The organism is Klebsiella sp. CN_Kp104, assembly GCF_040064515.1.
Classification (GTDB): Bacteria; Pseudomonadota; Gammaproteobacteria; order Enterobacterales; family Enterobacteriaceae; genus Klebsiella; species Klebsiella aerogenes.
In genome coordinates this window covers 38,621-61,764 of the sequence record NZ_JBEAII010000037.1, presented here as the reverse complement: position 1 = coordinate 61,764, position 23,144 = coordinate 38,621, and the positions used below count along the sequence as shown (strand labels likewise).

The window sequence follows — 23,144 nt, the reverse complement described above, 5'->3', positions numbered from 1 at the left end:
AGCGGCGATAAGACTATCATGATATTTAAACCAAAAGGAAGCCAGACATATTGTTCAACATTCATCACGTTAACGCTACCACTATTCCCAGTGATTAAAATGTGAATCGTTTCTCCCATCATTAAAAAGGTTATTCAATTAAAATTCACATGCAATTTACCCGCTTGTTAATTAGATTCCTCAGTGCTCCCGTCTTAAGCTAAATGCGGGCCAGCGCCTGCATATTAGAAGGGACGCCGAAGGAGTAAAGAACGGGATAGTGTTAAGGCTCAGGTCGATTATGGATTATTCAGTGATTCATTAATTAAAGCTGAGCAACATCTATTTCAGGGATTACGTATTTATACATGGACAAATAAATGAAAAAAACAATCGTAGCTGTAATGGTTGCTGCATCTGCAGTTCTGAGCGCTCAGGCAATGGCAGCTAACACTGCTGAAGTGACCGTTCTGGGTGAAGTCAACGACTCCTCTTCTTCTTGCGTAGTCACCCCGACTGGTACTCTGAACAACGGCATCGTTCGTCTGACTTCTGTTACCACCAGCGAAGCGAATGCACAGACTGCTAACGTCCTGTTCAAAAGCCAGAAGTTTGGTTTTGACGTTTCTGATTGCGCCAAAGGCAGCGAAAAACCAGCAACCGGCCTGACTGTTGCAGTTACTGGTACCACCAGCGCCAACGCAACAATTCTGGACAACACCGCTGACGACGGCGCTGCCGGCATCGGTATCGGCATCGCGAAAGTCAGCGATGGTTCTCGTGTAGCCTTCGATGGTTCCCAAACCATGGCTGAAACCTACACTGACGGTTCCGTCACTTCTCTGAACTACTACGCGGGTTATGTGAAAGTAAACGAAGCTACCACCGTAACCGAAGGTCCGGTTAAAGGCGTAGCAACCTTTACTATCGACTATACCACTGGCGCTTAATTTTACCCAGAAGGGCTCGCTGTCTGGCGAGCCCTTTTTTCGTTTAGAGAAATGCTATGTTCAGGACTTTATTTAAACTTGTCTTTCCCTGTTTTTTACTGATAAGCGGCATTGCGCATGCCGGTATCGTCATTGAGTCTACCCGCTATCTTTACAAAGAAGGCTCCCGTGAAGTAACGGCACAAATAGAGAACAAAGACGGTATCCCCTATTTAATCAAGTCCTGGATTGAGACCCCAAAAGGACAAACGCCGTCATTCATGGCCACGCCGCCACTGTTTCGTCTCGAAGCAAAACAACAAAATACCGTTCGCCTGTTTTCAACAGGCAATGTCGCGGCGCCAGCCGATCGCGAATCGATATTTTATTTCAACGTTATGGCTATTCCCCCCGCGGATGATACGAATGCTAAAAATAATACTATCCAGCTGGCGGTTCGCCATCGTATGCGTCTGGTATTTCGGCCAAAATCGCTGTTTGATATGACCCCGAATACCGAAGCGGCAAAACTTGAATGGCGAAAATCAGGCAATAAATTATCAATTAAGAACCCTACGCCATTTTTCTATTACTTCAATACAATAAAAATCGGTAATACCGAAATTAAAAATGAAGTGAGTTCTGTCCCCCCGATGGAGACCAAGGAAGTCACTTTAAAACAAAATGTAACCGCATCAGGTATTACATGGAAAATAGTCAACGATTATGGCGGAGCCGGAACGCTCTATTCGTCATCGTTGTAATTGGAAGTTGTTTAACCTTATAGGGATGTGTCTATGCAAAATAAAAATAAAGACCTATTCAAACTATCAGCGCCAGGAATTGCATTACTGGCCGCGTTTTTTTCTGGTTTGGATAACAAAGCGCAAGCACGTGATTTTTTCGATCCCTCATTCATAAACTCATTGAATGGTAGCGATCCTTCAAACGCCCCAGACTTATCTGTGTTTGAAGCCAGGAACGCACAGGCACCCGGTAACTACCGGGTGGACATCGTCTTTAATGGCCAATACCTGGATACCCAAACTATAAAATTTGTGATTGATAATAGCCGGGCCAGCACCGCTAGCGATGAGATCAAACTGGCGCCCTGCTTCAGTCTCAAGGACTTATCGCAATATGGCGTTAGAGTTAAAGCATTCACGAAATTGAAAGAAGATGCTAATGGTTGTACTAACCTGACGGTTATTCCAGATACCAAAGCGGATTTTGATTTTAACGCGCAGCGTTTAAATGTCTCCATCCCTCAGGCGGCATTATCCACCGTCGTGCAAGGATTTATCCCCGAGGATCAATTTGACGACGGAATTAACGCGCTACTGGTGAATTACCAGTTCAGCGGCTCGGATGATTTCGAATCCGAAGACGAATACTACAGTCTTAACCTCCAGTCCGGCTTAAACCTCGGCCCCTGGCGCATCAGGAATCTGAGCACCTGGAATAAAACAAAAGGCGACGCAGGCGACTGGGAGTCGGCGTACCTGTACATGCAGCGTAGTATACGCCCCATTAACAGTAATTTGGTGATGGGCGAAAGCTCCTCGCTTTCCGGGATCTTTGACAGCGTACCTTTTACTGGGATCCAACTCGCGACAGATACCTCCATGCTGCCAGAGAGCCTGCGCGGCTATGCGCCAATTATCCGAGGGATTGCAAAAACCAACGCCAGGGTGATCGTTAAGCAAAACGGCTATCAGGTCTATCAGACCTACGTTGCCCCCGGCGCCTTTGAAATCACCGATATGTATCCCAGCGGCGGTAGCGGCGACCTGTATGTAACCGTAGAAGAATCAGATGGCTCAAAGCAAGAATTCATCGTACCGTTCGCCACGCTACCGGTCATGGTACGTGAAGGCCAGCTGCAGTATGAAATCACTTCAGGTAAATATCGCCCATATGATGACGGCGTACATGAAACGCCATTTACCCAGGCAACGGCCAGCTACGGGGTATCCAGTAGCCTGACCGCCTACGGCGGGATGCAGATGGCCTCGCATTATCAGGCGTTGTCATCCGGTCTCGGCTATAACCTCGGCGATTTCGGAGCCGCGTCAGCTGACGTCACCCAAGCCTGGTCAAAAATGCAGGATCGGGAAAAGACTTCGGGACAGTCCTGGCGAATCCGTTATGGTAAAAACATTCTTGATACCGGCACCAACATCACCATCGCTGGCTATCGATACTCTACTAAGGGATTTAACACCTTATCCGAGGTGCTGGATAGTTATGCTAATGACGGTCGCTATACCACCCGTTCATTACGCAATCGCACCAACCTGACCCTCAACCAAAGTCTGGGTAAAGGCCTCGGCAGCGTTTCTATTAGCGGGCTGGTTGAAGATTATTGGGATGATAAACGCACCAATAAATCTATCAGCGTTGGCTATAACGGCGGCTTTAGAAATGTGAACTTCTATCTGGGCTATAGCTATAGCCGCTATACCTGGAGCAACAATAGCTCCGACAGCGACGCGCAGGACGATCAGCGCATTACGTTGACCGTCACGCTGCCAATCAGCAACTGGCTCCCGGGCACCTACACCAGCTATCAGCTTACCAATAGTAACCCTGGCTCGACGGATCAATCCGTCGCTATCGGCGGCGTGGGGCTGGAAAACGATAGCCTGGACTGGAGTATCCAGCAGGGATATAGCAACCGTGAGTATTACAGCGGCGACATGCGCGCCACCTATAACGGTTCCCAGGGCAGCATCAATGCCGGTTATAGCTACGATCGTGACAGCCAGCGCGTGGATTATGGCGCCAGCGGTAGCATTATCGCCCACGCCGACGGCATTACGTTAGGCCAGGACATTACCGACGCCGCCGTGCTGGTTAAAGCTCCTGGCCTGGATAACGTCAAGCTGACCACCGATAGCACCATCTCAACCGACTACCGCGGCTATGCCATTGTGCCTTACGTCACCCCTTATCGCCGTACCGATATTACCCTTGATAGCACCACGCTCGGCGATGATATGGAGCTGCCGGAAACGACGCAAAGCGTAGTGCCTACCCGCGGCGCCATCGTCCGAGCCAACTACGAAGGCAAGATCGGGCAGCGCGCCTTTATTCATCTGAAAACTGCCAGCGGCAATGATGTTCCTTATGGCGCTATGGTCCTACTGGCTGGCGATGCGAAAAGCCAGGCCAGTATCGTGAGCGATGCCGGGATGGTCTATATGTCCGGGCTGCAGCCAACCGGAACGCTCAACGTGCAGTGGGGAAAAAGTTCTAACCAACAATGTAACGCTCCATTCACGCTGCCACCGCGGGAAGGCAAAACCGCTGGCTTAAGCCAGGTCGAAACGGTGTGTCGCTAGCCATTATTTAAGGACGAATATTGATGAAGAGAATGTTTATTCTATTAATGCTTTTAGTTACCTGTGGTGAGGCGGCTGCAAAATGTAGTTACTCAGGCAGCATCCAGCGGCAAGCATTTACTATCAGCGCTAAAATTCCAACAGATGATTCTATTCCGGTGGGAAGCATATTGTATTCAACTAAATACGGTACCGGCACATATAAAAACTTCTCATGTAGCCAGAAAACAAACGATCAGTATATTACTACTATTAGTACGCCGGAGGTTTCTGGTGTAACCGGAATTCAGGGAATGCCGGTATATGAAACCGGTATTGATGGTATTGGATTCCAGGTATCCGATCTTCTGGAAAGTAAAAATGGCGCATTGGTCCCTGCCGTGGCGGGTTCAGTACTGATACCGTTTGAGAATACGTCAGATAATTACTATAAATTCATCACCGTGTGGTTTATCAAAACCAAGCAGGTCATTGATACTTCAGGTTCGGACTCAAACCCATCAATCAGCTTTTCTGTCGGTAATCCGACCACTAACCCTGGCACCACCGAAAAACTCTTATACACGACTAGCATTAAGCTCAAAAGCACTAAATATCAGGCAACCTCCTGTGATATCTCACCATCCAGTTCACAGATAACGCTAAACCGGATTAAGAAAAGTACGTTAATGTCGGTCTCTCGCGGCGGCGTCACCCCGGAGCAGAAAAATATTCTATTAACGATTACCTGCCCTGCGGGGTCAATTGGTAATACACTGATGTATTGGTTTAACCCGGTAGGTACAGCAAGTACATCTGGTGATGGTATCATTAATAATATGATAACCGATGATTCTGGCGCCAAAAACGTTGGTATCATTTTCAAGCAAACCGGAACCCCATTAGTCTTTTATGATATGGATAGCTACAGCTTTAATAGCGCCGCCACGTCACAGGTTATCAACCTTACCGCTGATTATTATCGCCAGAGTAATAGCAGTGATAGCATCACAAACGGTAAAGTTAAGGCTATGTTAGAAGTAGTGATCCAGGAACAGTAGAAATACTGAATGTAACAAGAGAGCCTGTAATGGCTCTCTTTCATTCTCTTTGTATACAAAAGGATTGCGGTACTTTTGCATATAAATAAACTCACAAATACAATATGAATGCCAGAATAATTATGAATTATCTAATGTGAAAGCACTTCATAAATTATTCACATTTCATTTCGTTGATCACACTCATTTTCATCTCTATTGTTTGCCACCGGGCGATTACATCGACCAGTAATTTAGTCAACGTTTACTTAAGGGAATTATAGTAATGAAAGAATTAACAGTTTTTGAAATGGAAGCAATCTCCGGTGGATATACGTGGGATTTTTCCTCCGCTTCAGCAGCGTTCACTTCTCTGGCTAGTAATGCAGTAGAAGCGCTCGGTGCTGGTATCCTCGGCTCTGTCATTATGGCCTGTGTCGGAGCGGGACTTGGCGGCTTCCAGGGTGGTTCTAACGGTGGCGTCCTCGGGCTGGGTCTAATTGGCAATGCCGTTGGCGCCGTCGCAGGCTTTATCTTAGGTGCTATCGGCGGAGCCGTAGGCGCTGTCGCATTAGGTTGGGAAGGTTCCGTTGAAGCTCTGCAATCACTGATTGAGAGCACGCTTAACGGCACTTTCGCTCCGTGGTAAAAATGATGAAATAATAACAAAGGCCTTTTAGGCCTTTGTTGCTCTATATTCAATGTCAGCCAGAACCAGTAAAATACTATTAACATGAATAATAAGCTATATCGCAAGGAAGCGATCGAATACAAAAGGCATCACTGGAAAGGAAAAGCCTTGTTGCTCGCTGGCTTACCCGCCTGGTTAATCGCCTTATTGTCGGCATTATTTCTCATTGCGCTTATCTGCGCATTGATATTTTGCAAGTTTACCCAGCGTGTCGATGTTAAAGGCGAAGTCATTACCCTGCCTCACTCAATTAACGTCTTTGCGCCACAGCAGGGATTTATCGTCAAGCAATTCGTAAAAATTGGTGACGTCGTTAAAAAAAACCAACCGCTATACGAGATTGATGTTTCCCGCAGCACCACCAGTGGCAATGTTAGCGCGGCACAGATAGAAGTTATCAATGAAAAAATCGCCAACTCTGAAGATATTATTAAAAAACTGGAAGATAATAAAAACCAGACGTTAAATGCGCTGAATGCGCAGTTAAAAACTACCACTGCCTCCCTGAAGGAGACCAACCGTATGCTGGTCAACACCCAGGTAGGCCTGAAGAAAATGCATGATAACCTTTCCAGCTACGATAAATACCTTAGCAACGGCCTGATAACAAAAGATCAGTATAACTATCAGCACTCTTTATACTTTCAGCAGCAGAGTGCCTACCAGTCTTTAGTTAGCCAAAAAATGCAACTCGAATCGCAAATTACACAACTTAATAGCGATATAATCACTAAAGCTGCTGATTTTGACAACCAAATTTCCAGTCAATACAACCAGGCCAATGATTATAAAAATCAGTTAGTGGAATCTAATGCTAACGGTAATATTATTATCAAATCGACCAGCGATGGCAGGATTGAGTCACTGTCGGCTACCCAAGGGCAAACCGTTGATAATGGAAGTAGCCTGGCCCAGATAAAACCGACCGGAAACGTTGAGTATTATCTCATTCTGTGGCTACCCAACAATACCATTCCGTATTTAAAAACGGGAGATACCATCAATATTCGCTATGATGCCTTCCCATCGGATAAATTTGGTCAATTCCCAGGAAAAATTATATCCATATCATCAATGCCAGCGTCACGGCAAGAAATGTCTGAATACACCAACGTCAGTAACGGTACCAATCAGCAACAAGAACTGGCGCTGTATAAAGCGATTGTCAAAATTAAAGATAAACAGTTCGAATATGACGGGAAAAAGCTAAGCCTCTCCAATGGGCTTAAAGCACAGGCTGTTGTCTTCCTTGAAGAACGCCCTCTCTACATGTGGATGTTTACTCCGGTTTATAAGATTACTCAAAGCGTGAGCGGCCCGATTCATGACTAATGAACTGTTTGAAAAAATTACGGCAAAAGTTAATTTTTCAATACTGAAAAAAACGCCGGTCATATTGCAATCTGAAGCCGCCGAGTGTGGCATTGCCTGTCTGGCAATGGTTTGCGGCCATTATGGTCTCGATATCGATCTGTTCAATTTCCGTCAACGCTTTGGCAGCCCCTCCCAGGGGGTAACGTTGATGTCACTGAGCAAAACGGCAGAACATGCTGGCTTAAAAAGCCGCGCGCTGTCGCTCGATCTTGATGAAATCAGACAATTAAAGCTGCCCTGCGTTATCCACTGGGGAATGAACCACTACGTCGTGCTCACCAAAGTACGCAAATCCAGCTTTGTGGTTCACGACCCGGCGCTGGGTAAACGCATTATCGGCATTCAGGAAATGTCGAACAACTTTACCGGCATCGCGTTAGAGTTATGGCCCGATCAGAACTTCCAGCAGGAAAAAGCCAAATCTCGCCTGCGTTTGTTAGATCTGATGCGTAATATCGTTGGCTTAAAATCAGCGCTGCTGAAAATTTTCGCCTTTTCCGTCGTCGTTGAAGCGATTGGACTACTGTTGCCAATTGGCACACAGTTGGTCACTGACCACGTGATCATGGCCCACGATCAAAGCCTGCTCTCGGTTATCTGTATTGGTCTGGTCTTCTTTACCCTCTTCCGCACCTTTATCAGTATGCTGCGCGCATGGACTTCACTGACGCTCAACACGCTAACCAATATTCAGTGGAAAACCACTCTATTCGATCATTTGGCCAGCCTGCCGCTGGCATTTTTCGAAAAGCGTCATCTGGGGGATATTCAGTCCCGTTTCTCATCGCTGGATACCATTCGCTCCACGTTCACTAATAGCATCGTCAGCGGCATTATCGACTCGATCATGACGATCGGCCTGCTGATTATGCTCACCCTGTACGGCGGTTGGCTAACATGGGTCGTCGTTGGCTTTACCTTATGCTACGCCCTTATGCGTCTGGGGACTTATCGCTTCTATCGCCGCGTTGCTGAAGAACAGGTAATCAAAGGCGCGCGCTCCAGTTCACACTTTATGGAGTCGCTATACGGTATTTCGACCATCAAAGCGCTGAACCTAAAAGAACGCCGCTCTCAGCACTGGCTGAATATCAACATCGACGCCTGTAATGCGGGGATCAAACAGACCCGTTTCGACATGATGTTTAGCGGTATCAATACCTTTATTACCGCTATCGATCAGGTGGCGGTACTGTGGCTGGGCGCCATTATGGTCATTGATAATGAAATGACCCTCGGTATGTTTATGGCTTTTAACGCCTACCGCGGTCAGTTCTCCCAGCGCGCATCCAGCCTGGTTGACCTGACCATGCAGCTACGCATGCTCTCGCTGCATAACGAGCGTCTTTCAGAAATCGTCTTCAGCGAACCAGAGCAAGAGCTACCGTCACGTGATGTCTTTTCGAAGGATGCCGGCGCCAGGCTTGAAGTCAGAAATCTCAGCTATCAATACGATCCCTTTTCGCAGCCGATTTTCTCAAACCTGAACATCACCGTTGAGCCGGGGGAATCCGTCGCGCTGGTCGGCCCGTCCGGCGTCGGTAAGACCACGCTATTGAAAGTGATGTGCGGGCTGCTCTCCCCCACCAGCGGCGACGTCTTCGCCGATAATCTCGATATCCAGAAGATAGGTCTCAATAACTATCGCCAGGGAACCGCCTGCGTGCTGCAGGAGGACCGCCTCTTTTCCGGGTCGCTTATCGATAATATCAGCGGTTTTGAAGATAACGCCGATGTGGATTTTGTCGTCGAATGCGCCAAACGCTGCAACATTCACGACGAAATTATGAAAATGCCGATGGGCTATGAAACCATCGTTGGTGAGTTGGGTCTGGGGATTTCCGGGGGCCAAAAGCAACGTATTTTGATTGCCCGCGCACTTTACCGTAAACCGAGCATTCTGTTTATGGATGAGGCCACCAGCCATCTCGATTTACGAAACGAGTCGGTGATCAACCAGTCTATTTCAGGCCTCAGTATTACCCGCGTCATCGTCGCCCACCGCCCGTCAACCATCGCCTCTGCCGATCGGGTTATTGATTTATCGCAGTCAAGAATACCAATGCCAGCGTAAGGAGAAGAGTATGCAAGGAACGTTTATTGGTTTTAACACCGCCGGAATTACCTATGAAGACCATTTCATGGCGCTGCTGCTGAAAGTACAAAAGCAGAATGGCCTGTGTCAGACATACTATCTGCAAGCACCAGTGCTGGCTGACCTGCTCATGGTCCTGGCAAACCGGATGTCTATTTTCTTGCCGCGCTTGCAGCAAAGCGACGATACGCTGAAAGAGGAGCTTATTGCCTATAATAATGAGCTCATCGCCAATACCCCGGCAGTCGATATGGACGAGGTGCAAAACCCTAATCCAGAGCTAAGAATCATGTCGATTACGTTGAAGCCGGGGGTAAACGAGTCAACGCTAATTCTGATGTTGCAAAACGAACAAATCACGACATTACGCATTGACGACCGGCAGGTAGAGGCGCTGATTCTGGGTATCAATCAGTCACTCAAAATGGTTGCGGATACGAAATTAAATGAGTATCTGGCGCTAGCTCTGGACTTCGTATTACTGTATACCGTCGATTTAACGACCCAACCTAACATTGAGTACCAGCAATATGCTCAGGAAGAGTGGAAGCTGAATTTGTTTAGCCATCATCTGGCCGTGTTATACAGCTACGAGCAGGAGGAGGGTAGAAAAGTACTCTCCGGTGCAGTGATTAAAACCAGCGCCGCGCATCAGTCCGATGTTGAAAAGAGTATCGTGCTGCGTCTGCTTGAAAAGAGTCAGAAGCTAAAGCAGGTCCACAGCCAGCATACGCCGTATCAAATCTTCAGTAAGGTAATTCCATCCTCACCGGGACAAATGCTGACCAGAGATGAATGTATGCTGTCGCTGCGTGAATTCTACGTGGCTACCAAAGCAGCGCTTGAGGCATAAGTTGTTAAGCACTCTCTGCCTGGGCAGAGAGTGCTTAACGCATCAGTTCGGGCACTTATAAACCTGGCCGTTCATCTGGCTATCGGTCGGAACAAAGCTCGACAGCAGGTTTTGCGTCGGGCTGCTCACGCCATAAATGACGTTACCGCCCATGGCCGCAGCCTGGTTACGTAGGGCATTCGCCGCGCCGCGCATCGAGCCGCCTTCATCGCCATTCTGCCCTGACAGCCAGTTGCTTTGCGTACCGGTTGCCGTCCCTAACAGCTGGCATTCCGTTCCCGGTTTATCTTCAACAAAACGCACGCTCTGGCCGCCTGCGGTTAATTCGTTGCTGGAACTGCAACCCGCTAACAATAATGCTGCGCCGACAATCCCTGCTAAATATTTTACCTGCATGTTATTCCCCAATGAGCTGGACGCACTGGCCCGGATGTAAACCTTATACTAAAAAGCCAGCAAAAAGAAAAACCCCCAGCCATTTCTGACCGGGGGTTTCTGTATTTTTATGCCGTATAGCGCACGATTACATCATGCCGCCCATACCGCCCATGCCGCCCATGCCACCAGCAGCACCTAAATCAGGCGCGTCGCCTTTCGGCAGGTCGGTCACCATGCACTCGGTGGTGATCATCAGACCAGCAACGGATGCCGCGTACTGCAGCGCAGAACGGGTGACTTTAGTCGGGTCCAGGATACCGAAGTCGATCATGTTGCCGTACTCTTCGGTAGCCGCGTTGTAACCGTAGTTACCGTCGCCTGCTTTCACGTTGTTGGCAACAACAGACGGCTCTTCACCTGCGTTGGAAACGATCTGACGCAGCGGCGCTTCCATTGCGCGCAGCGCAACTTTGATACCGACGTTCTGATCTTCGTTCTGACCGGTCAGGCCAGCGATTTTCGCCGCCACGCGGACCAGCGCTACGCCGCCGCCAGCTACCACGCCTTCTTCAACCGCAGCACGGGTCGCGTGCAGGGCATCGTCAACGCGCGCTTTTTTCTCTTTCATTTCAACTTCGGTAGCAGCACCGACTTTGATTACCGCAACACCGCCGGCCAGTTTAGCCACGCGCTCCTGCAGTTTTTCACGGTCGTAATCAGAGGTCGCTTCTTCGATCTGCTTACGGATCTGAGCAACGCGGCCCTGAATTGCGGCTTCTTCGCCAACGCCATCGATGATGGTGGTGGTGTCTTTATTGATAACAACGCGTTTAGCCTGACCCAGGTCTTCCAGAGTCGCTTTTTCCAGCTCCATACCGATCTCTTCAGAGATAACGGTACCGCCAGTCAGGGTCGCGATGTCCTGCAGCATAGCTTTACGACGGTCGCCGAAGCCCGGCGCTTTAACCGCTGCAACTTTCACGATGCCGCGCATGGTGTTAACCACCAGGGTCGCCAGCGCTTCGCCTTCAACGTCTTCAGCGATGATAACCAGCGGTTTGCCAGCTTTCGCTACGGCTTCCAGAACCGGCAGCATTTCGCGGATGTTGGAGATTTTTTTGTCAGCCAGCAGGATGAACGGGCTTTCCAGTTCAACAGCGCCGGTGTCCGGCTTGTTGATGAAGTAAGGAGACAGGTAGCCGCGGTCGAACTGCATACCTTCAACGACGTCCAGTTCGTCTTCCAGACCGGTACCGTCTTCAACGGTGATAACGCCTTCTTTACCGACTTTATCCATCGCTTCAGCGATCAGTTTACCTACGGTTTCGTCGGAGTTAGCGGAGATAGTACCAACCTGAGCAATGGCTTTAGAGTCAGAGCACGGTACGGACAGCGCTTTCAGTTCTTCAACAGCGGCAACGACAGCTTTGTCGATACCACGTTTCAGATCCATCGGGTTCATGCCCGCAGCAACGGCTTTCAGACCTTCATTAACGATAGCCTGAGCCAGTACGGTTGCGGTGGTGGTACCGTCGCCTGCAGCGTCGTTCGCTTTAGAGGCAACTTCTTTCACCATCTGCGCGCCCATGTTTTCGAATTTGTCTTCCAGTTCGATTTCACGAGCAACGGAAACGCCATCTTTAGTGATGGTCGGCGCGCCGAAGGATTTGTCCAGAACAACGTTACGGCCTTTCGGGCCCAGGGTGACTTTAACTGCATCTGCCAGTACGTTTACGCCGCGCAGCATTTTTACACGAGCGTCGTTACCGAATTTTACGTCTTTTGCTGCCATTTCTTTTATTCCTCAAATTCGTTCAGGGTCGTGCGAATTACGCTTCAACAATTGCCAGGATGTCGCTTTCGGACATGATCAGCACTTCTTCGTTGTCGATCTTCTCAGACTTCACGCCGTAACCATCGTTGAAAATCACGATGTCACCAACTTTAACGTCCAGCGGCTGCACAGTTCCGTTTTCCAGGATGCGGCCTTTACCGACAGCGATGATTTCGCCACGAGTTGATTTAGCTGCCGCAGAACCGGTCAGAACGATGCCGCCTGCAGATTTGGTTTCAACTTCTTTACGTTTGACGATCACACGATCATGTAACGGACGAATACTCATTGATAGCTCTCCTTCGAGAAAGTCATTATCAGTTATGGATGGCGCCGGGCCGTAAACGGTTTCCGACTAGTGCAGAGAGAGATGGGGATGGCCATTTACGGCTTCAAGGGGAAAATTAAAAAAAAATTTCCGCCTGTGCGCTGACGCGCAAAAATATTCCCGTGGCGGCTGCGCTATCTGGCGCAAAGGGTTGTGATAACATCGTTTTTTTGCCGCGCGCAGGGTTGAGTCATGAGTGGTTTAAAACAGGAGCTGGGGTTAGGTCAGGGAGTCGGGTTGCTTTCAACATCACTACTGGGAACCGGCGTATTCGCCGTACCGGCGCTGGCGGCGCTGGTCGCTGGCGATAACAGCCTGTGGGCGTGGCCAGCGCTGATTCTCCTGGTCTTTCCCATCGCTATCGTGTTTGCCGTGCTTGGGCGCCACTTTCCCAGCGCTGGCGGCGTGGCTCATTTTGTGGATATGGCGTTTGGCTCGCGTCTGGCGCGGGTAACCGGTTGGCTGTTTTTATCGGTGATCCCGGTGGGTTTACCCGCCGCCCTCCATATTGCTACCGGGTTTGGCCAGGCGCTGTTTGGCTGGCACGATACTCAACTGCTGCTTGCCGAGCTCGGCACGCTGGCGATCGTCTGGTGGGTGGGCTCGCGCGGCGCCAGTTCCAGCGCCAATTTACAGACGCTGGTCGCGGTAATGATTGTCGCGCTGATCGTCGCCATCTGGTGGCGCGGCGGCATAAACCCGGCGCAGATCCCTTTCCCGGAACCTAAAGATGTCGACACGTCGCAGCTGTTTGCTGCCCTATCGGTAATGTTCTGGTGCTTCGTCGGCCTTGAAGCCTTTGCTCATCTGGCATCAGAGTTTAAACGTCCGGAGCGCGACTTCCCCCGAGCGCTGATGATTGGCTTATTGCTGGCAGGAACCGTTTATTGGGGCTGTACCGTGGTGGTACTGCATTTTCGCGCCTTCGGTACAGAAATGGCGGCGGCGGCCTCGCTGCCAAACATCGTAGTACGGCTATTCGGCGTGCAGGCGCTGTGGGTCGCCTGCGTGATCGGCTATCTCGCCTGCTTCGCCAGCCTCAATATCTATATCCAAAGTTTTGCCCGCCTGGTCTGGTCGCAGGCGCAGTTCAAGCCGGAAGGTTATCTGGCCCGCCTGTCGCCGCGTCAGGTACCGCGCAATGCGCTGAATGCGGTCTTAGGCTGCTGCGTACTCAGTACGCTGTGCATTTACTGGCTGAACATTAATCTCGATGCGCTGATCGTCTATGCCAACGGCATTTTCATCATGATTTATCTGCTGTGCATGCTGGCGGGATGCCGACTTCTGCACGGTAAATACCGCGTGCTGGCCATTGTGGGCAGCGTGCTCTGCGTTTTGCTATTGGCAATGGTCGGCTGGAAGAGCTTGTACGCCATTATTATGCTGGCAGTGCTGTGGTTCGCCTTACCTGCACGGTCATCCTCAGCAAGCCGATAACAAAAAACCGGCGCAGGCCGGTTTTGTCGTTTTAGCGGTCGTCTTTGTGATCCAGACGGTCGCGTTCGTCGTCTTTGCGCTGGAACTCCCCTTCGAAGGTGTCTCCGTTGCCGGCGCCAGCGCTAAAACCGCCGCCCGGCATCCGGCTAAAGCGCAGATACGGCATCAGTTTTAAAGTCATCAGCTTTTGCACCGGCGGCAACAGCAGCAGCAGGCCGAGGAAGTCGGTAAAGAAGCCCGGGATCAACAGCAGCAGCCCGGCGATAATCAGCGACACGCTTTTGATCATTTCTGCGGCAGGGCTTTCGCCAGCCGCCATTTTCTGCTGCATCAGCATCAGGTTTTTGAAGCCCTGGTTGCGCACCAGCGACATCCCCACCACCGAGCTAAAGATAACCAGAATCAGCGTCAGCAACACGCCAAGCACGTGTGCGACCTGGATAAAGATCGAGATCTCGACGTAAACGTATAAGAAAAAGGCAATAAATGGGATCCAACGCACCGGCGTCTCCTTCATTCGGCCGTCGTCGCAGACGCCCGTAGTGATAAATTTGCTATTCGCGTCATAGGAATGTGGGGTTGGCGCGCCATTTTTCAATCAACGGTAACGGCATTTTTTTCAAAAATAGTAAAGCGGTGACTCATTTCACAGATTAATAATTCTTATCCGCCGCGCTATATAATAAGTGATCAAGGTTACTGAACTTCGCTATCATCAGCATATGATCGTGGGCACCGGGCCGGTTAAGGAAATAATCTTCGGTCTGAAAATACGCTAAATCCTATAAATTCTGTGTATTTGGTGAATTCATTGGCAGCTTGAAAAAGAAGGTTCACATGTTAAACAACATTCGTATCGAAGAAGATCTGTTGGGCACCAGGGAAGTTCCAGCTGACGCATACTATGGCGTTCATACTCTGAGAGCGATTGAAAACTTCTACATCAGCAACAACAAGATTAGCGACATCCCTGAGTTTGTTCGGGGCATGGTGATGGTGAAGAAGGCCGCCGCGCTGGCTAACAAGGAACTGCAAACCATTCCTAAAAGCGTAGCGAACACCATTGTCGCCGCATGCGATGAGGTGCTGAACAACGGTAAATGCATGGACCAGTTCCCGGTTGATGTGTTCCAGGGCGGCGCGGGCACCTCCGTCAATATGAACACCAACGAAGTGCTGGCGAATATCGGTCTGGAACTGATGGGCCACCAGAAAGGTGAATACCAGTTCCTCAACCCTAATGACCACGTCAACAAATGCCAGTCCACTAACGACGCCTACCCAACCGGTTTCCGCATCGCGGTCTATGCTTCTATTCTCAAATTAATCGATGCCATCAAACAGTTGGGCGAAGGCTTCCAGGCGAAAGCCGTCGAGTTCCAGGACATCCTGAAAATGGGCCGCACGCAGTTACAGGATGCGGTGCCGATGACCCTCGGCCAGGAATTCCACGCTTTTAACGTTCTGCTGAACGAAGAAACCAAAAGCATTCTGCGTACCGCAGAACTGCTGCTGGAAGTGAACCTCGGCGCGACCGCTATCGGGACTCGCCTGAACACCCCTGACGGCTACCAGCAGCTGGCGGTACAGAAACTGGCGGAAGTCAGCAACCTGCCGGTCGTTCCGGCGGAAGACCTGATTGAAGCGACTTCTGACTGCGGCGCGTATGTGATGGTTCACAGTTCGCTGAAACGCCTGGCGGTCAAACTGTCCAAGATTTGTAACGACCTGCGCCTGCTCTCTTCCGGGCCGCGCGCTGGCCTCAACGAAATCAACCTGCCAGAGCTGCAGGCCGGTTCCTCTATCATGCCGGCAAAAGTTAACCCGGTGGTGCCGGAAGTGGTTAACCAGGTGTGCTTCAAAGTTATCGGCAACGATACTACCGTAACCATGGCCTCTGAAGCCGGTCAGCTGCAGTTGAACGTTATGGAGCCGGTGATTGGCCAGGCGATGTTTGAATCTATCCATATCCTGACTAACGCCTGCTACAACCTGCTGGAAAAATGCGTGAACGGCATTACCGCCAACAAAGCGGTATGCGAAAGCTACGTCTACAACTCCATCGGTATCGTGACCTACCTCAATCCGTTCATCGGCCACCACAATGGCGATATCGTCGGCAAGATTTGCGCCGAAACCGGTAAGAGCGTACGTGAAGTGGTACTGGAACGCGGGCTGCTGACCGAAGCCGAACTGGATGACATTTTCTCCCCGCAAAACCTGATGCATCCGGCTTATAAAGCAAAACGGTATACCGATGAAAGCGAACAGTAAGCTTTCAGGGTAAACTAACCAAAGGCATGTCAGTGATGACATGCCTTTTTGCTTTTTTGGGTTTACGAAACGACAACAATTCAATATCAACTTGTTAAAAAACAAGGAAGGCATATATGTTTGGTGCAGAGCTCGTGGTTGTCCTGCTGGCAATCTATTTGGGGGCCCGACTCGGGGGCATTGGTATCGGCTTTGCCGGTGGCCTCGGCGTCCTCGTCTTAACCTTAATTTTTCAAATTCCACCCGGCGCAATCCCCTTTGACGTCATTGAAATCATCATGGCGGTTATCGCCGCAATCGCCGCGATGCAGGTCGCCGGAGGGATGGATTATCTGGTCAGCCTCGCCGAACGTATGCTACGCCGCCATCCCAAGTACATTACCTTCCTTGCGCCGCTGGTCACCTGGTTTATGACCGTGCTGGCAGGCACCGGTCATACCGCGTTCTCTACCCTGCCAGTGATTACCGAAGTGGCGAAAGAACAGGGTATTCGCCCTTCCCGCCCGCTCTCCATCGCCGTTGTCGCTTCGCAGATTGCGATTACCGCCTCGCCGATCTCCGCGGCAGTGGTCTTCTTTGCCGGTATTCTCGAACCGCTTGGCGTCAGCTACCTGACGCTGCTGGCGATCTGCCTGCCGGTTACCCTGATTGCCGTCATGCTGACCGCCGTGGTCTGTAACTTCCTCGGCTGCGAGCTGAAAGACGACCCGGTCTACCAGGAACGGCTGGCAAAAGGGGAAGTGAGCCTGCGCGGCAGTCAGGTCTTCGAACTGAAGCCGCATGCTAAACGCTCCGTCCTGCTGTTCCTCGTCGGCATCGTCGCGGTCATGTTCTACGCTACTGCCATCAGCGACACCGTCGGCCTGATCCAGAACCCGGTACTGCCGCGTAACGAAGCGATCGTAGTCTTCATGCTGACCATCGCCACGCTGATTAGCATCACCTGTAAGATCGACACTGGCGAAGTGCTGAACGCCAGCACCTTTAAGTCCGGGATGAGCGCCTGCGTCTGCGTGCTCGGCGTCGCCTGGCTTGGAGATACCTTCGTCAAAGCGCACATTGCCGATATCCAGACGGTAGCGGGCGATCTGCTGCACAACTATCCGTGGCTGCTGGCGGTAGTGCTGTTCTTCGCCGCTACGCTGCTCTATTCACAGGCCGCCACGACCAAGGCGTTGATGCCCGCCGCGCTGCTGCTCGGCGTCACCCCGCTGACGGCAATTGCCTCATTCGCCGCGGTCTCAGCGCTGTTCGTGCTGCCAACCTATCCGACCCTGCTGGCCGCGGTTGAAATGGACGACACCGGCTCCACGCGTATCGGCAAATATGTCTTTAACCACGCCTTCCTGATCCCGGGCGTCATCGCCATTACGCTTTGCGTGATCCTCGGATTCATCTTCGGCGGCCTCATGCTGTAAGATCGTTAAAAAGGGGCCAGTAAAGTAACTGGCCCCTTTGGTTAATCTCCCCGCATCATGCATGCTATAGTGCCTCTTTTCGCTGATACGAGGTTCACGATGACTACGCCTGATGCTGTTGTTGTACTCTGTACCGCGCCGGATGAAGCGACCGCCCAGGATCTGGCGGCCAAAGTGCTCGGGGAAAAACTCGCCGCCTGCGCCACCATCCTGCCGGGAGCGACGTCGCTCTACTACTGGGAAGGAAAGCTTGAGCAGGAGTATGAAGTCCAGATGCTGCTCAAAACCAACCTGGCCCATCAGCAGGCGTTACTGGACTGTCTGAAGTCCCATCACCCGTATCAAACCCCCGAACTACTGGTCCTGCCGGTTACTCACGGAGACAACGATTACCTCTCATGGCTCAACGCATCATTACGCTGATCCTGCTACTGTGCAGCGCATCCGCCAGCGCCGGGTTGTTTGACGCCCCCGGGCGCTCAAACTTCGTGCCTGCCGATCGGGCTTTCGCCTTTGACTTTCAGCAGAATCAACACGACCTCAACCTGAGCTGGCACATCAAGGATGGCTACTACCTCTACCGTAAGCAGATTACGCTGACGACAAAGGACGCGGCGATCGTCGACCCTTCTCTACCGCCTGGCGAATGGCATGAAGACGAGTTTTATGGCAAAAGCGAAATTTATCGTCAGCGCCTGATGTTGCCGATTACCCTCACGCAAGCCGGCAAAGCAGCCACGCTGACCGTCACCTATCAGGGCTGTGCCGACGCCGGGTTCTGCTATCCGCCGGAGACCAAAGTCGTGCCGCTCAGCGCGGTGCTCGCCGATTCCGACAAGGCGCAAGCGGCCAAACCATCAGCGCCCGCCACGCTCCCGGCCAGCGGCAGCCAAACCGGCGCGGAACCCGCGTCGCTGCCATTTTCGGCGCTATGGGCGCTGCTGATTGGTATCGGCATCGCCTTTACGCCTTGTGTTTTACCGATGTATCCGCTGATTTCCGGGATTGTCCTCGGCGGTAAACAGCGCTTATCGACGGCGCGCGCCCTGCTGCTGGCATTTATTTATGTTCAGGGGATGGCGGTAACCTATACCGCGCTGGGGTTGATCGTGGCCGCCGCCGGCCTGCAATTCCAGGCCGCGCTGCAGCACCCTTACGTATTAATTGGGCTGTCAGTGGTATTTATCGCGCTGGCGCTGTCGATGTTCGGTCTGTTTACGCTACAGCTGCCTTCATCGCTGCAAACCCGACTGACGCTAATGAGCAACAAGCGCCAGGGGGGCTCGCCGGGCGGCGTGTTTGCAATGGGCGCTATCGCCGGGCTTATCTGTTCCCCTTGCACTACGGCCCCGCTTAGCGCCATTCTGTTGTATATCGCCCAAAGCGGTAACCTGTGGCTCGGCGGCGGCACGCTGTATCTGTACGCGCTGGGAATGGGGCTGCCGCTGATCCTGGTGACCGTGTTCGGTAACCGTCTGCTACCGAAGAGCGGGCCGTGGATGGCTCATGTCAAGACCGCGTTTGGCTTCGTGATCCTCGCGCTGCCGGTTTTTTTACTGGAGCGTGTTATTGGCGAAGCCTGGGGTTTACGCCTGTGGTCGCTGCTTGGCGTCGCCTTCTTTAGCTGGGCGTTTATTACCTCGCTTGGCGCGAGCAAACCGTGGCTACGGCTGGTGCAAATCGTCATGCTGGGCGCTGCGCTGGTTAGCGCGCGTCCGCTGCAGGATTGGGCCTTTGGCGCGCCGGCTGTCCAGCAGCAGGCGCATCTGGAATTTACCCGCGTCAGCACCGTGGATGAACTCAACCAGGCGCTGGCGCAGGCCAAAGGGAAACCGGTCATGCTCGATCTGTATGCCGACTGGTGCGTGGCCTGTAAAGAGTTCGAAAAATATACCTTTAGCGCTCCTGAAGTGCGACAGGCCCTAAAAGAGACCGTTTTGCTGCAAGTGGATGTCACCAAGAACAGCGCGCAAGACGCGGCCCTGCTGAAGCATTTACAGGTGCTCGGCTTGCCGACGATTCTGTTCTTCAACGCGCAGGGAGAAGAACAGCCCGCGCAGCGCGTCACCGGGTTTATGGATGCCGCGGCATTCAGCGCCCATTTGCGCGATTGGCAACCGTGAACGACACTTGAGGAGGATAAATGGAGGAGACTACCGTGCAACGTGAAGATGTCCTGGGTGAAGCCATACAAATTCTCGAAATCGAGGGTATCGCCAACACCACGCTGGAAATGGTCGCCGACCGCGTCGCATATCCGCTTGATGACCTCAAGCGTTTTTGGCCTGACCGCGAAGCGTTGCTCTATGACGCCCTGCGTTATTTAAGCCAGCAGGTAGACGCCTGGCGTCGCCAGCTATTGCTGGATGAGACGCTGAGCGCAGAACAAAAGCTGCTGGCGCGCTATAGCGCACTGACCAAATGCGTCAGCAACCACCGTTATCCCGGCTGCCTGTTTATCGCTGCCTGTACCTTTTACCCGGATGCCCAGCACCCAATTCACCAGTTAGCGGAACAGCAGAAGCAGGCTTCGCTGGCCTACACGCACGAGCTGCTCACTCAGCTTGAGGTGGATGATCCGGAAATGGTCGCCAAGCAGATGGAATTAATCGTCGAAGGCTGCCTGAGCCGCATGCTGATCAAACGTAGCCAGGCCGACGTCGATACCGCCCATCGTCTGGCGGAAGATATCCTGCGCTTTGCCCGCTGCCGGATGGGCGGCGCGCTTACGTAATTCGGATTTCCGAACCCCCGCAAGGCGCATATAATTCCCTGACACTTTCTGTGGTAGGGATTTCTATGCGTCCACTTCTCTGGGCCGCCGTACTGGGGCTCTGTTCGACCTCGCTGATGGCCGCCCCTCCTCGCGGTTTCTCTTTCGCCTACAAAGATTGGGAAGTCGCCTGCGATAATACCGGCACCTGCCGGGCGGCGGGCTATGGCGCGACAATGGGCGAAGTCAGCGTTCTGCTGACCCGTAGCGCCGGCCCCGGGCGGCAGGCAACCGCGCAGGTCACGTTTGCGCAGACCGAGCACGATATTCCGCCAGATGCCAGCGTAAATCTGTTTATCAACGATAACGATCGCGGAGCGCTTGAGGCTATCGACGACAGCCATTTTCATTTTGACAGTACGCAAACCAGCACGCTTATTACCGCCCTGGAGCAAAACGCTAAAATCGAGCTGGCGCTCAATGGCCAGCGCAAACGGCTGTCTAACGCGGGCAGCAGCGCGGTGTTCCTCAAGATCGATGAATTCCAGCAGCGGATCGGTACCGCCGATGCGCTGTTACGTAAAGGCGGCGGTGACGGCAGCACCGTCCTGCGCGCCATTCCCGCACCGGAGATCCTGAGCGCGTCGTTTATTCACAACGCCCAGCCCGTTGCGCTCAATGCGAAACAACAGCAGAAATGGCTGCCGCAATTGGAAAGCACGCTCAACCGCCAGTGTGATGACTGGCAAAACACCGATATTCCGGCCAACGAACGGCAGATCACCGTCGCCCCGCTGGATAAAAATCACTCGCTGCTGCAGACTATATGCTGGCGCGCCGCCTATAACGACGGCTACGCGATGTGGGTTGTCGATAACACACAGGCCGCCAGGCCACAGCTGATAACCACTGATGCCTCCAGCTATAACGATGGCGTAATGACCTTCTTCAACAAGGGACGCGGCGTCGCCGACTGCGTTAACGGGGAAGAACGTGTGTGGGATGGCAAAACCTTTGTGCAAAGCCTCAAGTACAGTACCGGCATGTGCCGGGAAATCACCCCAGGCGGAACCTGGCAGCTTCCCACCTTTGTTAGCAAAGTTATCCCCCGCCAGCAACGAGAGGCCGACATACTCGCGCTGAAGACGTTGCACGATGCGGTACTAAAAGAGCAAAAACGCAACCCGGAACTCGCATTAGAGAACATTGCGGAACAGTTTCCCCTCAGCGGACACATCAGCCACTTTACCCTCACCTATGCCGACGACGCGCCGGTCTCGACGACCAAGCCAGCGGCGGATATCAGCGACGATGAATGGCAAGCGTTTTTGCATTCCGATATCAGCGCCGATTCGGAAAACGGCAAAGTCAGCTTCACGCTTATCGACCTCGACGGCGACGGCAAACGCGATCTTATCATCGATAGCTATGTTGGCGGCACCGGCCTGTTCAGCTATACCGGTGTGCTGAAACGCGGTGATAGCGCCTTTGAGTCGGTGAACAATGCCGACAGCAATGACGACGATAACTTCGATGCCGGCGTGCCCGGCGCCCTTTACTCTATTAACGATCGCGGAGCGAACCAGTGGGGCCGCTGGATAAGAATCAACGGCCAGGTTTACGCCCTGTGGTTTAACGGCGTGTTTGGGGAAGATAATCTCTATCTGCTGCGTCCGTTCAACCAGAGCGACCTGACGCCGGCCATCACCATCCGCTACCGTTATAACCTCAATATCATTAGCGCTGCGGAAAACGAGCAGGCCCCCACCCCCGCCTTAAACGATAAAGATAGAGCGGGCTTATTGAAGTCATTGGACGTCATGCAAGGTAGCCTGCTAAAGGATAAATCTGCTGACGATAGCGATGAGCCGATTTGCCCGATCCCGCCTGGCACTGCGAAAGACGATGCGGACAGCTACTATGGCGGCGCTGCAGGACACTATACTGTCGAAACGGTGGCGTGGATCCCGGTATGGCTCAACGATAAATGCTTTATCGGCACGATTTTCAGCCATCATGGCGCTTACCGCCATGGAGTGGATGCGATCTTAACCATCAGTTCGCCACGGGATGACGAAGAGCTCGTTGGCGATTACGATATCTCCGGAAAACGCCATGCCATCGCCATCACCAGCGGCTGGAAAGTTCGCGAAGGCGATAACGGAGTGATGTGATTTTAAGCAAAACGCGCCTTTTGGCGCAGAATTGCCGCAAAGATAAGCAATCAAACAATAAATAGAGAAATTTCATTGACGCAGTGGGCGGATTACGGTTTAATGCGCCCCGTTGCCCGGATAGCTCAGTCGGTAGAGCAGGGGATTGAAAATCCCCGTGTCCTTGGTTCGATTCCGAGTCCGGGCACCACTATTTAAAGAACCCGCCCAAAAGGCGGGTTTTTGCTTTTCTGCGACCGGACTCTCCATCGAACTGCGTTCGATTATTCGCCGCAATGCGGCTCACCCCTTCGGGGCCAGC

At 52.0% G+C, this 23,144-nt stretch carries 19 protein-coding genes and 1 tRNA gene; 16 read left to right on the top strand and 4 right to left on the bottom strand.

The window, feature by feature from the left end; genetic code table 11:
- Positions 1–359: 359 nt before the first annotated feature.
- The 8 genes from ABLU80_RS19255 (at position 360) to yjeJ (ending at position 10,284) form a co-directional block, all read left to right on the top strand.
- Complete coding sequence (locus ABLU80_RS19255; RefSeq protein ID WP_047080017.1) at positions 360–929, top strand: fimbrial protein; 570 nt, start codon at positions 360–362, stop codon at positions 927–929.
- A 56-nt stretch (positions 930–985) separates the two neighbouring features.
- Positions 986–1,672, top strand: a complete 687-nt coding sequence (locus ABLU80_RS19250) for a molecular chaperone (protein ID WP_015368658.1) — start codon at positions 986–988, stop codon at positions 1,670–1,672.
- Between the two features lie 33 nt (positions 1,673–1,705).
- A complete protein-coding gene (locus ABLU80_RS19245; protein ID WP_047080016.1) occupies positions 1,706–4,252 on the top strand; it encodes a fimbria/pilus outer membrane usher protein in 2,547 nt (848 codons plus the stop codon).
- 23 nt (positions 4,253–4,275) lie between these two features.
- Entirely contained in the window at positions 4,276–5,292 is a 1,017-nt protein-coding gene (locus tag ABLU80_RS19240) for a fimbrial protein (RefSeq protein WP_047080015.1), read from the top strand.
- A gap of 265 nt (positions 5,293–5,557) precedes the next feature.
- Entirely contained in the window at positions 5,558–5,920 is a 363-nt protein-coding gene (locus ABLU80_RS19235; RefSeq protein ID WP_047080014.1) for a hypothetical protein, read from the top strand.
- A gap of 84 nt (positions 5,921–6,004) precedes the next feature.
- On the top strand, positions 6,005–7,294 hold the full coding sequence (locus tag ABLU80_RS19230; RefSeq protein ID WP_032713484.1) for an HlyD family secretion protein: 1,290 nt from the start codon (positions 6,005–6,007) through the stop codon (positions 7,292–7,294).
- The gene (locus ABLU80_RS19225; RefSeq protein WP_047080013.1) at positions 7,287–9,410 is read left to right on the top strand and encodes a peptidase domain-containing ABC transporter; all 2,124 of its coding nucleotides are present in this window, start codon (positions 7,287–7,289) and stop codon (positions 9,408–9,410) included. Before ABLU80_RS19230 ends, ABLU80_RS19225 begins: the two co-directional genes overlap by 8 nt.
- A 10-nt stretch (positions 9,411–9,420) precedes the next feature.
- Positions 9,421–10,284, top strand: a complete 864-nt coding sequence (yjeJ, locus tag ABLU80_RS19220; protein WP_047080012.1) for a YjeJ family protein — start codon at positions 9,421–9,423, stop codon at positions 10,282–10,284.
- A 42-nt stretch (positions 10,285–10,326) separates the two neighbouring features.
- Here yjeJ and ABLU80_RS19215 read toward each other — a convergent pair whose 3' ends face one another.
- The 3 genes from ABLU80_RS19215 to ABLU80_RS19205 all read right to left on the bottom strand — a co-directional run bounded on the left by ABLU80_RS19215 (position 10,327) and on the right by ABLU80_RS19205 (position 12,785).
- Positions 10,327–10,680, bottom strand: coding sequence for a DUF4156 domain-containing protein (locus tag ABLU80_RS19215; protein WP_015368664.1), 354 nt, complete (start codon positions 10,678–10,680; stop codon positions 10,327–10,329).
- Positions 10,681–10,807: 127 nt separating this feature from the next.
- On the bottom strand, positions 10,808–12,454 hold the full coding sequence (groL, locus tag ABLU80_RS19210; RefSeq protein ID WP_015368665.1) for a chaperonin GroEL: 1,647 nt from the start codon (positions 12,452–12,454) through the stop codon (positions 10,808–10,810).
- A gap of 37 nt (positions 12,455–12,491) precedes the next feature.
- Positions 12,492–12,785 carry a co-chaperone GroES gene (locus ABLU80_RS19205; RefSeq protein ID WP_003855929.1) on the bottom strand — a complete coding sequence of 98 codons (294 nt, stop codon included), beginning with the start codon at positions 12,783–12,785 and terminating at the stop codon, positions 12,492–12,494.
- Positions 12,786–13,016: 231 nt separating this feature from the next.
- Between ABLU80_RS19205 and yjeH the strand changes: the two genes are divergently transcribed.
- On the top strand, positions 13,017–14,264 hold the full coding sequence (yjeH, locus tag ABLU80_RS19200) for an L-methionine/branched-chain amino acid transporter (RefSeq protein ID WP_221695530.1): 1,248 nt from the start codon (positions 13,017–13,019) through the stop codon (positions 14,262–14,264).
- Between the two features lie 31 nt (positions 14,265–14,295).
- Here the strand turns inward: yjeH and ABLU80_RS19195 are convergent, their stop codons facing one another.
- A complete protein-coding gene (locus ABLU80_RS19195) occupies positions 14,296–14,766 on the bottom strand; it encodes an FxsA family protein (RefSeq protein ID WP_015368667.1) in 471 nt (156 codons plus the stop codon).
- Positions 14,767–15,101: 335 nt separating this feature from the next.
- On the opposite strand from ABLU80_RS19195, the gene aspA reads away from it, so the two are divergent.
- From aspA to ABLU80_RS19160, 7 genes are all read left to right on the top strand, one after another.
- Positions 15,102–16,538 carry an aspartate ammonia-lyase gene (aspA, locus tag ABLU80_RS19190; protein ID WP_015368668.1) on the top strand — a complete coding sequence of 479 codons (1,437 nt, stop codon included), beginning with the start codon at positions 15,102–15,104 and terminating at the stop codon, positions 16,536–16,538.
- Between the two features lie 116 nt (positions 16,539–16,654).
- Entirely contained in the window at positions 16,655–17,956 is a 1,302-nt protein-coding gene (locus tag ABLU80_RS19185; RefSeq protein WP_015368669.1) for an anaerobic C4-dicarboxylate transporter, read from the top strand.
- A gap of 99 nt (positions 17,957–18,055) precedes the next feature.
- Positions 18,056–18,379 (top strand): divalent cation tolerance protein CutA, encoded by a 324-nt coding sequence (gene cutA / locus ABLU80_RS19180; RefSeq protein ID WP_015368670.1) that lies wholly within the window; start codon positions 18,056–18,058, stop codon positions 18,377–18,379.
- Positions 18,355–20,079, top strand: coding sequence for a protein-disulfide reductase DsbD (locus ABLU80_RS19175; protein WP_126028750.1), 1,725 nt, complete (start codon positions 18,355–18,357; stop codon positions 20,077–20,079). The genes cutA and ABLU80_RS19175 overlap by 25 nt, the downstream gene beginning before the upstream one ends.
- Before the next feature lie 35 nt (positions 20,080–20,114).
- On the top strand, positions 20,115–20,690 hold the full coding sequence (locus ABLU80_RS19170) for a transcriptional regulator (RefSeq protein WP_015704143.1): 576 nt from the start codon (positions 20,115–20,117) through the stop codon (positions 20,688–20,690).
- Positions 20,691–20,755: 65 nt separating this feature from the next.
- Positions 20,756–22,843, top strand: a complete 2,088-nt coding sequence (locus tag ABLU80_RS19165) for a DUF1176 domain-containing protein (protein ID WP_348850335.1) — start codon at positions 20,756–20,758, stop codon at positions 22,841–22,843.
- Between the two features lie 114 nt (positions 22,844–22,957).
- Positions 22,958–23,033: transfer RNA gene (locus ABLU80_RS19160), tRNA-Phe, on the top strand.
- Positions 23,034–23,144: the final 111 nt, after the last annotated feature.